We start from the raw sequence: 13,370 nt of genomic DNA on the forward strand, positions 1-13,370 counted from the left end.
CCGATTTGCTCCACACGGGCGGCTTTGACCTCTCACGAGCCCAAAACCTCGCCAACGACCTGCCCGACGCTGATTTGGGCGAAAGCGAAGCCTACGACATCGGTCACACCGTCGTGCGAGACGAGCGCCCGCTGCATCCGCGACGTTTTTGGACCTGTTTTCGCGAGCATCTCGGCCTCGGCATTCATCGCAGCAAAGGTTTCATCTGGCTCGCCTCGCGACCGCGAGAGGTGCTGCTGTGGAATCAAAGCGGCGGCAGCATCGAGATGGAACTCATGGCCTACTGGAAGGCCGAACTGGTGAAGAATCCCGATGGCAAACTGCTGCCCCAAGAGATCGCCCAGCTCCGTGACTGGCTCCACGGCACCCATCCGGTCTTTGGAGATCGCATGAACGAACTCACGATCATCGGCACCGAGCACGACCGCGCCATTTTCCTCCGCCACCTGCAAACCTGCTTCTGCACCGAAGACGAAATCCGCCACTGGCAATCCGGCGGCATCTTCGACGATCCCTGGCCAAAGACCCTGCGGCAGGTGGGGTAGGGGGCAGAGATGGAGAACTGGAGTGCTGGAGTGCTGGAGTGTTGATTGGGAACATCACTCCACTACTCCATCGCTCCATTAATCCGCTCCCGCCCTCTTCTTCGCGATCTTCAGTCCGCTTTCGATGATCTGCCCGCGCAGCTTCTCCAGGCAGGCTTTCCAGGTCGAGCGGCTGATGGGGATGTAGCGTTCGGTGCCGTCGGGGAAGAGTTTGGTCTCGAAGATGTTGCTGGGCTGCTGGATGATCTCGTCGTAGAGGCCGTGGACGAAAAAGGTGCGGGCATCGGCACCATCGGGCCATGGGCTGGGCTGGCCGCAGGCTTCGCGGATGGCGGCTTCCACGGCGGAGAGAATCTCGACGGCGCTGAGCGTGATTTTGAGCGACTTTCCGGAGTCGAGATAGTCGGCGATGACGACGTGCAGCTTTGAGACGACGGCGCTGATCTGTCGTGTGTCGGCGGTGCTCTCGCCTGCGATCAGTTTTTCGAGTTCCCGCTCCGTGCGGATGACAGCGGCGACGGATTCGGGTGCTCCGGCGGCATGGCGGACTTGGATTTCACGGCGAGGGGCGGGCATGGGCGGTAGAATCGGCAGAACGATGAATGGCAAAATGATTTTCTGAAGCAAAAGCGCTTCTTCCATCATTCCGCCGAGACTTGAATGTCGGGACGAAGTTCGGCGCTGGGCAGGGCTTCGAATTGGGCGTGGATGTGGGCTTCGGGCAGGCCCACGCCGATGACGACGCCGCTGGGGATGATGCCGAGGCTGCCGAGCATGGGGAGGAACCACGTTTCTCCCTCCGGGCGCACATGCTGGAAGGAAAAAGGAATCTGCGGCAGATCGGCGAGCCGGCAGAGGCCTTTCACGCGGATGACCTCCTCGGGCAGATGACGAAGCACGCGTTCGAGATCGCTGCGTTGCACGACGAAGGGCACGGGCACGCGCATGGAGGTGAAGGCACGTTCGTCATCGTGATGATGGTGATGCTCGTGCGGCTCGGCCGTGGTGGCTTCGTCGAAAAGCTGGGCTTTGGGTGCCTCGGGCTTGGAAAAACGGGCCGTGGCGCTTTGCAGTCGCAGGAAATCGGCAAAGCGCTCCACATCGGTCTCCTGGCCGCGTGGAGTGAGGATTTTCAAAGCGGCGCTGATGCCTGCGAGGCGCGGTGTTTTGACGCTGCCGGTGTGCGTGAGCATCCAGTGCGTGCTGGTTTTGACCTGCTCTTGTTCGAGCAAGTTGTGTTTGCGGCGCTTCTGCCAGCGCACGGCGTCGATCATGCTGACCTGCAATGGCGAAAGGAAGCGACGGCACTCGCCACGCATGGCGATGGCGGCGATGAGCGTGATGAAATCGGACGCGCCGTTCGCCTCGACGAGCAGCACGCCACCGCGTGGCACATCAATGGTGCCGAGCGTGAGCATGAAGTCGTTCAGCGAGGAGCAGCAGACGCAGGAGCCGTTGATGGCCTGCACTTCGACATCGAGCTCACGCAGCCGCGCGGCGTCGATCTCGGCATTTTCAAAGTCGTTCACCACGACGCTGAAGCCGACTTTGCGCTCCTTCAAAGCGCCCATCAAAGCGCGGAGAAAGGTGGTCTTGCCCGCGCCGAGAAATCCGGCGATGAGAACGATGGGGATGCGGCTCATAGCTTGGTGGGGTTGGGGGCATCGCCATACACCGCCTGGGGATCGAAGACTTTGCCTTCCTCTTTCCATTTGAGGCAGCCCTCGGCTCCGGCGTAGTCATCGCCCGTGGGAATGGCGCGATAAAAGCAGGAGCGATAGCCGACGTGGCAATTCGCGCCGCCGGTGGTTTCGACACGCAGCCACACGCAGTCCTGATCATCGTCGATGCGCAGCTCGCGCACTTTTTGCACGAAGCCGGAGGTGGCGCCTTTGTGCCAGAGCACCTGGCGGCTGCGGCTGAAGTAATGCGCCTCGCCCGTGGTGATGGTCTTTTGCAGGGCTTCAGCGTTCATGTATCCGACCATGAGCAGCTCGCCGGTGGCGTGATCGGTGGTGACGGCAGGCAGGATGCCGCTGGCGTCAAACTTCGGGGCGAGGTCGCGGCCTTCTTCGACTTGTTCAACGGTGAGACGTGGGGCGAAGGATGTGTGGGGCATGGTTTAGTAAATCTTGGGTTGTTTGCGCGGATCCGGCGGCAAGTGGGCGGCGGCGCGGCGGGGTTTGTTTTTGCCGGTGAAGACTTCGACCGTGGCATCGTCGAGGGCGTACATGAAGTCCGCCTGATGCGCCGGGTGCTGGCTGGCAAAGGCGAAGAGGCGCAGCGTGCCGGTGACGATGACGGCTTCGTTGATGAAGGGACGCTTGCCCTTGGTCTCGCCCTTTTGCTGAATGAGTGCGACCTGGGTGACGGCGGGTGGACTGCAAAAGTAGCAGCCGACGGAGGCGGGCAGGATCATGCAGGTGCTCATGTCATCCAGCTTCTCAAACGGGGCCATGAAGCCGACGATGGCGACGCGTTTGCCATCCAGCGCCTTGATTTCAGCGGGGTAGTTGAGGGTGGCGTCTTTTTTTCCGTCGCTGACGATGACATCGGTTTTGTTCAAGAAGTCCCAATCGGCTAAAAAGGCTTCGGTGGGCTCGCTGGCCTGTTTGTAGGCGTTTTTGGCCTCTTTGGATTCCGCAGGCAGTTTGTGCTCTTGAGCGTGGGCGAGGCTGAAACTGGCGATGAAGGCGAAAAGAGTTCGTTTCATGGTTTGAGTGTGTCTTTTCCAGTTCCGCTGATGAGATGCACGATGTTGGTTCCGGCTTTGCGCAGGGCTTTGAAGCCTGCACGTTTCAGGGCGGCTTCGTGAAACTCGGCGGCTTCGTCTTCATCGAGCCAGTGGGTTTGGATGAGCAGGGTGCCGTCCTGCCAGAAGGCGTAGCGGTCGCCGCGCCAGCCATCGGCAGCGGATATGTGCGGGCCTAGCTCGCCGCCGTTTTCCAGCCAGACGAGAATGCCAGCCTCTCCGAGGACTCCGGTGGCGATGGGTTTTTCATCGTGCAGAGCATCGGCAAAGGTCGCGGGCACTTCGACAGGCGTGTAGTCCTGCGGGCGTGCATGGTAGGAGGGATGGATGATGGCGGCGGTGGTGGCGGGCGGATTTTTCAGCAGTGCATCGAGCGATTGCGGCTCGCCATCGGGCGCGAATTGCTCGGTGAAGAACGGCCCCATGAGCCAGGGCAGTGTCTCAAGCTGCTGAAGGCTGGTTTTGGCAGCGGGATAACCGCCGAAGTAGGCGAAGGCGGCATTCGGCGAGGGATCACGCAGGCGATGATGCGCGGCGAAGAGGCGTGCGGTGGTGATGAGATCTCCCTGGAGCACGGCGGCAGCGGCCAGCCGGGCATCGGTGTTCGTGTCGCCATGCAGCGCTGTGTCCAGAGGGTGGAGATCATGATTTTGCCGCAGCAGAGCCTCGGCGATGACTTTGACGAGCTCCAGCCGTGTGGCGGGCTGCGTGAGCTGGAGATCGGCATTGTAGCGGATGTGATCGCCAGAGGCATTGCTGTAGCCAATGGTGCGCTGGAGGGTGATGCCACGCAGCACGAGGCGGAGATCGGGCTCTTCATCCGCGAGGCCGAGTGCCTGCCACACACGTTGATGCGTGGCCCAGCCCCCGGCGGCACGGCGTGAGTTGATGCGCACTTCGACGGCACTTTCGAGTTCCGCAGGCGTGTAGGTGGTGAACTTGATGGGCTTCTTGATTTCAAGCCCGCGCAGCTTGGCGATGGTGGGGACGAGTTCCTCGGGCTGGATGGGATCGAGCTTGGTGGGCGGCGCTGCGTTGCCTGCGGTCGGATTTTCTTTCTGCCAATGGCCTGGCACTCGGCTGGGGGCGTTGGAGCCTTCGTAGGGCACGATGGTGGCGTGGTCGATGACGTAGAGCATCTCCATCTGATGCGCGGGATCGCTGCTGCCGGGCTTCAGCAGGCGCAGCGTGCCGGTGACGAGGGATGGTGCCTCGATGAAGGGCTTTTTGGGCCTGCCATCGTCTTTTTGACGGACAAAGACGACCTGCGTGAAACTGGGCGGAGCGCAAAAAAAGCAGCCGACGTAGGCCGGGAGCATTAGGCACTCGCTCATGTCCTCCAGCGACTCAAACGGAGCCATGAAGGCGACGAGCTCGACGAGTCGGCCATCAAGCGATTCGAGCTGCGGCGGGTAGATAACCTCCATTTTGCGTGCATCCGGCTGGCGTGTTTCATCGAGCAGCTTGAAGTCGATGCGCGTGGCCGGACCGCTGGCGGGCGGCAGCGGCTCTGCGGCCTCATTTTCCGCCAGAGAAGGCAGGGCAAGCGGTGGCAGTGCTGTGGACGTAGATGCCTGCGGCGGTGATTCCGAAGGCTGGGCCAGCCACACGAGCACGAGGAGCAGTGCCAGCAGGGCGATGCTGGCAAAGGCTGCGGATGATTTGGGCTGCTGCGTGCTCATTCGGTAACTCCGAGATCGTGTGTAGGTGTGCGCCGGTAGCTGGAGAGAGCTGGCAAAAGGCCGGAGAGCAGCCCGGCGGCAGCGATGACGAGCAGCGCGGTGATTTCCGCCTCATCCATGCTCCAAGGCTGGATCAGCAGGCCGGTCCGATCACGCAGCAGAGGCGCGGCGGCGGCGAGCAGACCATGCCCGAGCAGCAAACCAATGACGAGTCCTCCCAGCGTGAGAAACACCGCCTCCAGCATGACGAGCGCGGCCACCTCCCAGCGTCTGCCGCCTAGGCAGCGGATGATGGCGAGATCACGCCGCCTTCTTTCCACCGCCTGATGCAGGGTGACGAGCACGGTGAAGCATGACACGACCACGACGAGCGCGGCAACGGCGAGCAGGGTCTTTTGCACGGGGTCGAGCACGCTTTGATACAGGCGCAGGATTTCATTCACCGGGATGGCTGGCATGCCCTCGGTGTTGTTGCGGATGTCATCCGCCACCCAGAGGCGCAGGCCGCGTGCCTTCAGCCGGATGAGCACAGCGGTGACCTCCAGCGGTGACTCAGCACGGTTGGCGGTGCCTTGAATGGCGGCATGCAGCTTGTGCTCCTTGTCATGGATGATCCACACGCTGCGCAGGGTGCCAAAAATGGCGCGGTCCTGCGCGGTGCCGGTGGGCGCGAGGATGCCACACACGCGATAGGGGAACTCGCCATGCTCCTCGCTGCCGGGCATTTGCACGAGGCCGTGCGTGCCTGCGAAGGCATCGCCGATCTTCAGTCCTGTGCTGCCGGCCACCTGGGAGCCGAGCACGACCTCGAAGTCGTCTTTGAAGACAAGACCTTCGGCAAAGCTGAAAAAAGCACGCCCCTCATGCTGGAGATCAAAGAAATGCGGCTCCGTGCCGACGATGCGGAAGCCGCGGTAATTGTCACCAAGACCAATGGGGATGGCGGTCTCGATGCGGCGATTTGTCTTCAGCTTTTCATACAGCGACCACGGCACATTGCCGGTGGGCATGTCGAGGTGATAGACGCTGCTGAGTGTGAGCTGAAGCGGGCTGCCCTTGGCCCCGACGACGAGGTCGAAGAGCCCAGCCTCTCTTTGAAACGTGCGCTCCGTCTCCCGCCGCAGCGTGAGCACCGCCGCGATGAGTGCCACGCCGAGCGCGATGCCCGCCAGCGTGAGCAGCGTGACCAACGGCCGCGCCGTGAGATAACGCCAGGCGATGCGCGGGAGGGTCATGCTTCTCCCTCCTCACTGCGGATGAGTGTGGAGCAGTCGAACTGGCGCGGCAGCTCTTTGGCCAGGGCCAGATCATGCGTGACCATCAAAAAAGTCGCATCGTGCTCGTGGGCGAGATCACGCATGAGGTCGAAGACTTGGCGGCCCGTTTTCGGATCCAGCGCGCCGGTAGGTTCATCAGCGAGGAGGATCTCCGGCCTGCCAACCAAGGCGCGGGCGATGGCGACACGTTGCCTCTCCCCCACAGAGAGGCGACGGGCCCGCGTGTGCAGCCGGTGGGAGAGGCCCACCCGCGCCAGCATCTCAGCAGCACCTCCTTCACGGCCTGAGAAGCGCTGCCCGATCTGCACATTCTCCAAGGCAGTGAAGTCGCCGAGCAGATGAAAACTCTGAAACACCATGCCGATGTGCCTGCCGCGATGCTGATCCAGCGCCGCCGTGCCGAGACTGCCCACTTCCGTGCCAAGCACTCTCACACTGCCAGCATGGAAGCGCGTGAGACCCGCCATGAGATTGAGCAGCGTGCTTTTTCCACAGCCACTCGGCCCCGTGAGAGCCACGGATTCTCCCGCAGCCACACACAGTTCATCCAGCATGAAAAACACACCAGGTGCCAACCTATGCCGCAGGCTATGAAGATGGATTACAGCGTCATTCATGATGCACATGCGGCTTCAAAACAAAGACTTCGCTGCTGTGTCCGCCGGGCAGTGTGAGCCTGGCCTTCGCGGCAAAGGCGGTGCCCATGAGCCACTTGGCATCTGCTCCTGTCTCGCCGGGGAAGATGAAGTAATTCGTCAACCCACCACGGCTATTCGAGACGCCATCCTCGCCTGCGTTTTGCTGGGAGTCACGCACACGCAGCTCCACGCTGCGCTTCAAATCAGGCAGGTCGAGCTTCAGCACGCTATCTAGCGGCAGATCGAGCGGCGGGCCATCGCGTCCGCCTTGGACCAGCCAGACTTCGAGATCGCCCGCGTCATCGTGCAGCTTGATTTCGAGCGTGGCAGCCTGCTTTCCGTCCACAGCGAAGACGGGATGGAAGAAGCCACCATGTGGGCCTTCATTCGCATGGATGTGAGGCATGCCCGCCTCCGTCATCATCACCGCCACCAGCGGATGCAGCGCCAGCGTGTAGGTCTTGAGGTCGTCGTCATTCAACGGAGCCGTAGAGAGCTTTGTGAGCAGTTCCGCGAGGTCCGCGAGCGGCTGCTGAAGCCCGGCGGGATTTTTCGCATTCGCCGGAATCGTGGCCGGAGTCACTGCGGTGCCCAATTTGACCACATCAGGCTGCATTTGCCGTAAAGCTGCCCCATCGCCCACCTGCGCGAGTCCTTCTGCCTTCGCGGCAATTTCATCAAAAGCGGACAGTTCAGGCCAAACGACGATCTGAGCCGCCTCAGGGGCCTTTTTGCAGGCGGCGAGACCGCACACGAGGAGGAGAATGAGAAGACGATGGAGCATGGCGAGATCGTTTTTCAGCGAAGCCAGGGAGTGGGCGTTTCGTCTTCAAGGCCGGGGACCTCGGCGTGGATGTGGCCGTGCTCGTGATGGGCATCCACGGCGGCCTGGATTTGCCAGCGGGGGAAGGGATCGGGAAGGTTCTCCCATTCGCCGGGGCCAGCGTCGAACTCCTCATCGGTGAGCAGGCAGGCATCGAGCTTCTCGGTGAGCGTGGCGACATCAAGGCCGATGCCGATGAAGACAAGCTCCTGGCGGCGGTCGCCGTAGGGCTCCACGAAGTTGTCGAGGATCTGGCGGCGATCCTCGATGCGCTGCGGCCAGCCGGACTTCGGGGCGCTGATCCACCAGAAGCCCGCACAGCGATGCGTGGCGAGACCGCCCGCCTGGCTCCAGATGCCCGCCAGTCCCATGCGCGTGGCGAGCCAGAAGTAGCCTTTGCTACGGATGATGCCGGGCCATTCCTCATGCAGGAAGTCCCAGAAGCGCTGCGGGTGAAAGGGTTTCCGCGATTTGTAGGCCATGCTGGAGATGCCGTATTCCTCCGTCTCCGGCGTGTGCTCGCCACGCATCTCCTTCAGCCAGCCGGGGGCGCGTGAGGCCTCCTCAAAGCTGAAGCGTCCGGTGTCGAGCACCTCGCCGAGAGGCACGCGTCCCATCTCCGACTCCACGATGCGGGCGCGAGGATTGAGCTTGGTGAGTGCCTCCCGCAGCAGGGTGCGCTCGGCCTCGCTGATGAGGTCCACTTTGTTCAGCACGATGACATCGCAGAACTCGATCTGATCGATGAGAAGGTCCGTCACTGTGCGTGTATCCTGCTCGCCAAGAGATTGACCGCGCTTTTGCAGCGAATCGGCCTCGTTGTAGTCGTGGAGGAAGTTTTTGGCATCGACCACGGTGACCATGGTATCCAGCCGGGCGATATCGCTGAGGCTCTTTCCGTCCTCGCCTTCAAACGTGAAGGTCTCGGCCACAGGCAGCGGTTCGCTGATGCCGGTGGACTCGATGAGCAGGTAGTCAAAGCGGCCTTCTTTGGCCAGGCGGTTGACCTCGACGAGCAAATCTTCCCGCAGCGTGCAGCAGATGCAGCCATTGCTCATCTCGACGATTTTTTCCTCCGTGCGGGAGAGATTGGCACCGCCGTTCGCCACCAGCGCGGCGTCGATGTTCACCTCGCTCATGTCATTCACGATCACGGCCACGCGTCGGCCTTCGCGATTGTTCAGGACGTGATTGAGGAGCGTGGTTTTGCCAGCGCCGAGAAAGCCAGAGAGAACGGTGACGGGGAGACGGGACATGGGAAGAGAGAATGACGAATGATGAATGGTGAATGACGAAGGCTTAGATCAGGCGAGTGCTTCGCGGGAGGCTTGTTCATACCAGGCGATGACTTGGTGGCAGTGGGGCTCGCCATAGGTCTTGACGAAGTCGCTTGTCGCAGGGATGGAGCTGTCATTCAGCGCCGCGATGCGTTCCTGGCAGTAGGCGCGAGTCAGCGCCGTGCCGCAGCGCTGCGTGATGAGGTAGCAAAACTCCGCATAGGAGGTGGGAAAGCCGGAGGAGGTGTTCATGACGTGGTGGGTTGATTCAATGATGGCAGGCTCCGCCACCCGGACCGCAGCAGCCGCCGCCCTCCAGCGGCGCGACGGCAAGGCTCCGCACGCCGCCGAGATAAAAACTGGCCTGCGGCACTCGCCGCACCGGGTGGCCGGTCTCGGGATCATGCGTCAGCGCGGCATCGCGCATGCTCTGCTTTAGCTCAAAACGCCGCACCGGGAGTTCCGGCGTCGGCGGCAGGGTTTCGTAAAGGTAGGTGGGCATGGGGGCATGTTGAGCCTCTTTGATTGTATTGCAAGTATGTTGCAGTAAAAGTGTCGCCGACATGATCCTCAATGACCTGCAAATCACCGAACTCGGCCGCCGTGGCATGATCCTTCCGTTTGAGCCGCAGCTCGTGCGCCAGGTCAAAGGCGGGCCGCAAGTGCTCTCCTATGGCCTGAGCAGTTTTGGTTATGATCTGCGGCTTTCATCACGCGAGTTCAAAGTCTTCCGCCACATCCCCGGCACCGTCGTGGACCCGAAACGCTTCCAGCCGCGCAATCTCGAAAAAGTGCCGCTCGAAAGCGATGACCAGGGTCGCTACTTCATCCTGCCTGCGAACAGCTACGGCCTCGGCGTGGCCGTGGAAAAGCTCAGCCTGCCAGCGGATGTCACCGCCATCTGTGTCGGCAAGAGCACCTACGCCCGCTGCGGCATCATCGCGAATGTCACCCCGGCTGAGGCAGGCTGGAGCGGCCATCTCACCCTCGAATTTTCCAACTCCTCCGCTGCCGACTGCCGCATCTACGCCGACGAAGGCATCGTGCAGATGCTCTTCTTCCGCGGTGAGCCCTGCGCCACCTCGTATCGCAAACGCACCGGCAAATATCAGGGCCAAAAGCAGCGCATCACACTGCCGAAGGTGTGAGGGGCAGCTGCCTTGACTACTGCGGTCATCCTCGGAACCTGCTGCAATGAACGAAACTGAATCCATGTCAAAACCCGACCGAGGCAACCCACGACTCCAGCGCTTGGTGCTGCGGGTGATCTCTGCGGTTTCATTTATTGCACTACCAGCGATCTTTGCGCCGCAGATGGCTGTGGAAAAGTTTTCGGTGCTGCTGGGCTTTGGTAAACCACCTCACCTGCCTTTGCTCATCTACATGACCTCAGGAGCCTCCTGCGTCTATCTGGCGCAGGCGGTCCTGCTCTGGCTCATGTCATGCGATGTGGTGCGTTACCGTCCGCTCATCGTATTCTGCGGCTGGGCGTATCTGGCATTTGGCCCGCTGTTTCTTTGGATCGACATCCATGCCGGGATGCCCTCATTTCAAGTCGCCGCAGACTCCTTGAGCTGCCTTGTCGGGGGTGCAGTCCTGCTGGTGGCTTGCTATTTTGGCGGCCAGCCCAGCATTCCCAAAGACCCCGACGCCTGACATAGGCTTCATCCCGGCGTATGCCGACCCCGTGCCGTGGGTTCGTGCCCAGCGGAGGGGCTGCCCGGAAACCCGCGAGCAAAGCGAGTGCGCGAAGCGCTGGATGTGGAAACACAGCGCAGGGCGTGCTCAGAATCTCTGGGGCTTACTCCTCCAGATGCTCACGCACGGTCTGATACAGCTGCAGCACGTGATGGTCATGCAGGCGGTAAAAGACCTGACGGCCCTCCTTGCGGTAGCTGACGAGCCTTCCGGCCCTCAGCGCACGGAGCTGGTGGGAGATGGCGGACTCCGTCATCCCGAGCGTCTCCGCCAGATCGCAGACGCAGAACTCATCCGCCGCCAGCAGCGAGACGAGCCGCAGCCGCGTGGGATCAGCCAGGACGGTGAAGAACTCCCCCATGCGCTGCGCCTCCTGCGTGGTGAGCGGCGGGAGTTTTGCCGCCGGGTGATCCGAGGGCGCGTGATGCTCGGAGCAGACATCGGCCTCATCGTGGGAGTTTCTGGGGCGGCTTTTCATGGTTCCGGCCACAGTCGGGAGATCGCTAGAAATGGCAATTGACCAATCTATGAGCGTATGTTCATATATCAGCGCCATGAGCACCTCTACCACATCCAAATGCGCCTGCCCTGATTGCCAATGCGAAGTCCGTCCAGGCCACCACGTCGTCAAAAACGAAAAAGACTACTGTAGCGAAGCCTGCGCCGATGGTCACAAGTCCGGCGAAGGCTGCTGCCAGAACTCTTGCCACTGCCACGGCTGATCCCGCTGATCCGCTGTGCATCAAAAGCCGCGTCTGCTCCATGCAGCGCGGCTTTTTTGTTCTCCGCCTGCCTCTGAAATTATTTTACCATCCATCATTCTGCCAAATTCACCGGCGTGATGAGGCTCAAGCAATTGGCAAAATGATGGATGGCAGAATGATTGGCAATTACCTCATGCGGCATGGGCATGCGGTTCATTCGGCAGCCACTGCGGGAAGGGATCGCGCAGCGTGCGCCAGGCTTCGGGGCTTTGGGCGAATTCTTCGTCGGTGAGCAAGGCGTCGTCGAATTTCGCGGTGAGGGCGGCTTTGTCCATGTCGCGGCCGATGATGACGAGTTCGGTTCGGCGGTCGCCGTGTTCGCCTTGGATGTGGGAGCGGATTTCGGCCTGGCTTTGCTCGTCTTGCGGCCATTCGGATTCGCTGACGGCGCTCCAGAAGAAGCCCATGGCTCGGGTGTCGCGTAGGACACCGGCTTGCGAGAGGTAACCGGCGATTTCGTTCCGCGTGGCGAGCCAGAACATGCCCTTCGCACGGATGACGCCCTCCCAATGCAGGCCGAGTAGGTCATGAAAGCGCTGCGGATGAAATGGACGACGGGTGCGGTAAACAAAGCTGCTGATGCCATACTCCTCGGTCTCCGGTGTGTGACCGCCGAGGCTGTCGAGCCAGCCTTTCGACTGCTCGGCCTCGGCCATGGCGAAGAGGCCGGTGTCGAGCACAGAATCGAGCGGCACCTCGCTGCGCTGGGTGAGGTGGACCTTGGCTTTCGGGTTCAAGGCGCGGACGATGCCTTGGATTTCATCGAGCTCGTCGGCGCTGACGGCATCGGTTTTGTTGATGAGGATGACGTTGGCGAACTCGATCTGATCGGTGAGCAGATTCGCGATGCTGCGGGCATCTTCGCCTGTGACGCCCATTTCGCGATCCTGGAGGTCATCGGTGCTGTGGTAGTCGTCGAGGAAGTTTCGCGCATCGACGACGGTGACCATGGTGTCGAGCTGCGCGAGGTCGTTGAGGCTGCGGCCGGAGTCGTCGGTGAAGGTGAAAGTCTCGGCGACGGGCATAGGCTCGGAGACGCCGGTGGATTCGATGAGGATGGAGTCAAAGCGGCCTTCTTTGGCCAGCGTGGCGACTTCCTGCATCAAATCCTCACGCAGGGTGCAGCAGATGCAGCCGTTGCTCATCTCGACCATTTTTTCCTCGGTGCGAGAGAGTTTGGCATCGCCGCTTTTCACGAGCTGGGCATCCACATTGACCTCGCTCATGTCATTGACGATCACGGCGACTTTGCGGCCCTCGCGATTGCGCAGGATGTGGTTGAGCAACGTGGTCTTTCCAGCGCCGAGGAAGCCGGAAAGGACGGTGACGGGGAGTTTTGTATTGGGTTTCATGAGATGAAAAAGCGTGGGGATCAGACTTGCCGCAGGGTTTTCGGCCAGGGATCGTCGAAGGTGCCGCCGGATTGCCAGTGGCGGATTTCTTCGTCGGTGCAGAAGCAGGTTTGCAGGTGGCGGATGAAAATGGCGCGGTCGTGCTCGGTGCCGATGAGGGTGAGTTCGTTCATGCGGTCGCCAAAGACCGGATGAGTGCCGTGGAGCCATTCGCGGAGCTGCGCGATCTCTTGTGGGAGCAGTTTGCCATCGGGATTCTTCACCAGTTCGGCCTTCCAGTAGGCCATGAGTTCCATTTCGATGCTGCCGCCGCTTTGATTCCACAGCAGCACCTCGCGCGGTCGAGAGGCCATCCACATGAAACCTTTGCTGCGATGGATGCCGAGGCCGAGCTGCTCGCGGAAGCAGGTCCAAAAACGTCGCGGATGCAGTGGCCGCTCGTCTCGCACGACGGTGTGACCGATGTCGTAGGCTTCGCTTTCGCCCAAATCAGCGTCGGGCAGGTCGTTGGCGAGGTTTTGGGCTCGTGAGAGGTCAAAGCCGCCCGTGTGGAGCAAATCGG

General features: G+C 61.4%; 18 protein-coding genes. 4 read left to right on the forward strand and 14 right to left on the reverse strand.

Annotated features, from left to right (window positions below; translation table 11 throughout):
• A partial coding sequence (locus ACILSE_RS22085; protein WP_395719615.1) for a GTP-binding protein occupies positions 1–545 on the forward strand: 545 nt, incomplete at its 5' end.
• Positions 546–623: 78 nt separating this feature from the next.
• Here ACILSE_RS22085 and ACILSE_RS22090 read toward each other — a convergent pair.
• The 11 genes from ACILSE_RS22090 to ACILSE_RS22140 form a co-directional block, all read right to left on the reverse strand.
• Positions 624–1,121 carry a hypothetical protein gene (locus tag ACILSE_RS22090; protein ID WP_395719616.1) on the reverse strand — a complete coding sequence of 166 codons (498 nt, stop codon included), beginning with the start codon at positions 1,119–1,121 and terminating at the stop codon, positions 624–626.
• A 65-nt stretch (positions 1,122–1,186) separates the two neighbouring features.
• Positions 1,187–2,188, reverse strand: a complete 1,002-nt coding sequence (locus ACILSE_RS22095; protein ID WP_395719617.1) for a GTP-binding protein — start codon at positions 2,186–2,188, stop codon at positions 1,187–1,189.
• Positions 2,185–2,664, reverse strand: a complete 480-nt coding sequence (gene hisI / locus ACILSE_RS22100; protein ID WP_395719618.1) for a phosphoribosyl-AMP cyclohydrolase — start codon at positions 2,662–2,664, stop codon at positions 2,185–2,187. Before hisI ends, ACILSE_RS22095 begins: the two co-directional genes overlap by 4 nt.
• Positions 2,665–2,667: 3 nt before the next feature.
• Entirely contained in the window at positions 2,668–3,258 is a 591-nt protein-coding gene (locus ACILSE_RS22105) for a DUF3299 domain-containing protein (protein WP_395719619.1), read from the reverse strand.
• The gene (locus ACILSE_RS22110; protein WP_395719620.1) at positions 3,255–4,979 is read right to left on the reverse strand and encodes a DUF3299 domain-containing protein; all 1,725 of its coding nucleotides are present in this window, start codon (positions 4,977–4,979) and stop codon (positions 3,255–3,257) included. Before ACILSE_RS22110 ends, ACILSE_RS22105 begins: the two co-directional genes overlap by 4 nt.
• Complete coding sequence (locus tag ACILSE_RS22115; RefSeq protein ID WP_395719621.1) at positions 4,976–6,214, reverse strand: ABC transporter permease; 1,239 nt, start codon at positions 6,212–6,214, stop codon at positions 4,976–4,978. The genes ACILSE_RS22110 and ACILSE_RS22115 overlap by 4 nt, the downstream gene beginning before the upstream one ends.
• Positions 6,211–6,810 (reverse strand): ABC transporter ATP-binding protein, encoded by a 600-nt coding sequence (locus tag ACILSE_RS22120; protein ID WP_395719622.1) that lies wholly within the window; start codon positions 6,808–6,810, stop codon positions 6,211–6,213. Before ACILSE_RS22120 ends, ACILSE_RS22115 begins: the two co-directional genes overlap by 4 nt.
• A 55-nt stretch (positions 6,811–6,865) precedes the next feature.
• Positions 6,866–7,678, reverse strand: a complete 813-nt coding sequence (locus ACILSE_RS22125) for a hypothetical protein (RefSeq protein ID WP_395719623.1) — start codon at positions 7,676–7,678, stop codon at positions 6,866–6,868.
• Between the two features lie 14 nt (positions 7,679–7,692).
• On the reverse strand, positions 7,693–8,973 hold the full coding sequence (gene zigA / locus ACILSE_RS22130; RefSeq protein WP_395719624.1) for a zinc metallochaperone GTPase ZigA: 1,281 nt from the start codon (positions 8,971–8,973) through the stop codon (positions 7,693–7,695).
• A gap of 48 nt (positions 8,974–9,021) precedes the next feature.
• A complete protein-coding gene (locus tag ACILSE_RS22135; RefSeq protein ID WP_395719625.1) occupies positions 9,022–9,246 on the reverse strand; it encodes a hypothetical protein in 225 nt (74 codons plus the stop codon).
• Between the two features lie 16 nt (positions 9,247–9,262).
• On the reverse strand, positions 9,263–9,496 hold the full coding sequence (locus tag ACILSE_RS22140) for a zinc ribbon domain-containing protein (RefSeq protein ID WP_395719626.1): 234 nt from the start codon (positions 9,494–9,496) through the stop codon (positions 9,263–9,265).
• A 61-nt stretch (positions 9,497–9,557) separates the two neighbouring features.
• Here ACILSE_RS22140 and dcd point away from each other — a divergent pair, with 61 nt between their 5' ends.
• Together dcd and ACILSE_RS22150 are read left to right on the forward strand one after the other, a co-directional pair.
• Positions 9,558–10,142, forward strand: coding sequence for a dCTP deaminase (gene dcd / locus ACILSE_RS22145; protein WP_395719627.1), 585 nt, complete (start codon positions 9,558–9,560; stop codon positions 10,140–10,142).
• 46 nt (positions 10,143–10,188) lie between these two features.
• Entirely contained in the window at positions 10,189–10,650 is a 462-nt protein-coding gene (locus ACILSE_RS22150) for a hypothetical protein (protein ID WP_395719628.1), read from the forward strand.
• Between the two features lie 145 nt (positions 10,651–10,795).
• Here the strand turns inward: ACILSE_RS22150 and ACILSE_RS22155 are convergent, their stop codons facing one another.
• Positions 10,796–11,170, reverse strand: a complete 375-nt coding sequence (locus ACILSE_RS22155; protein ID WP_395719629.1) for an ArsR/SmtB family transcription factor — start codon at positions 11,168–11,170, stop codon at positions 10,796–10,798.
• Between the two features lie 76 nt (positions 11,171–11,246).
• Here ACILSE_RS22155 and ACILSE_RS22160 point away from each other — a divergent pair, with 76 nt between their 5' ends.
• A complete protein-coding gene (locus ACILSE_RS22160) occupies positions 11,247–11,414 on the forward strand; it encodes a metallothionein (RefSeq protein WP_395719630.1) in 168 nt (55 codons plus the stop codon).
• 173 nt (positions 11,415–11,587) lie between these two features.
• Here ACILSE_RS22160 and zigA (ACILSE_RS22165) read toward each other — a convergent pair whose 3' ends face one another.
• Complete coding sequence (gene zigA, locus ACILSE_RS22165) at positions 11,588–12,808, reverse strand: zinc metallochaperone GTPase ZigA (protein WP_395719631.1); 1,221 nt, start codon at positions 12,806–12,808, stop codon at positions 11,588–11,590.
• A 20-nt stretch (positions 12,809–12,828) separates the two neighbouring features.
• Positions 12,829–13,370: GTP-binding protein (locus ACILSE_RS22170; protein WP_395719632.1), on the reverse strand; the 542-nt coding region annotated here is incomplete at its 5' end.

The organism is Prosthecobacter sp. (assembly GCF_044236155.1).
In the GTDB taxonomy this organism is placed as follows: domain Bacteria; phylum Verrucomicrobiota; class Verrucomicrobiia; order Verrucomicrobiales; family Verrucomicrobiaceae; genus Prosthecobacter.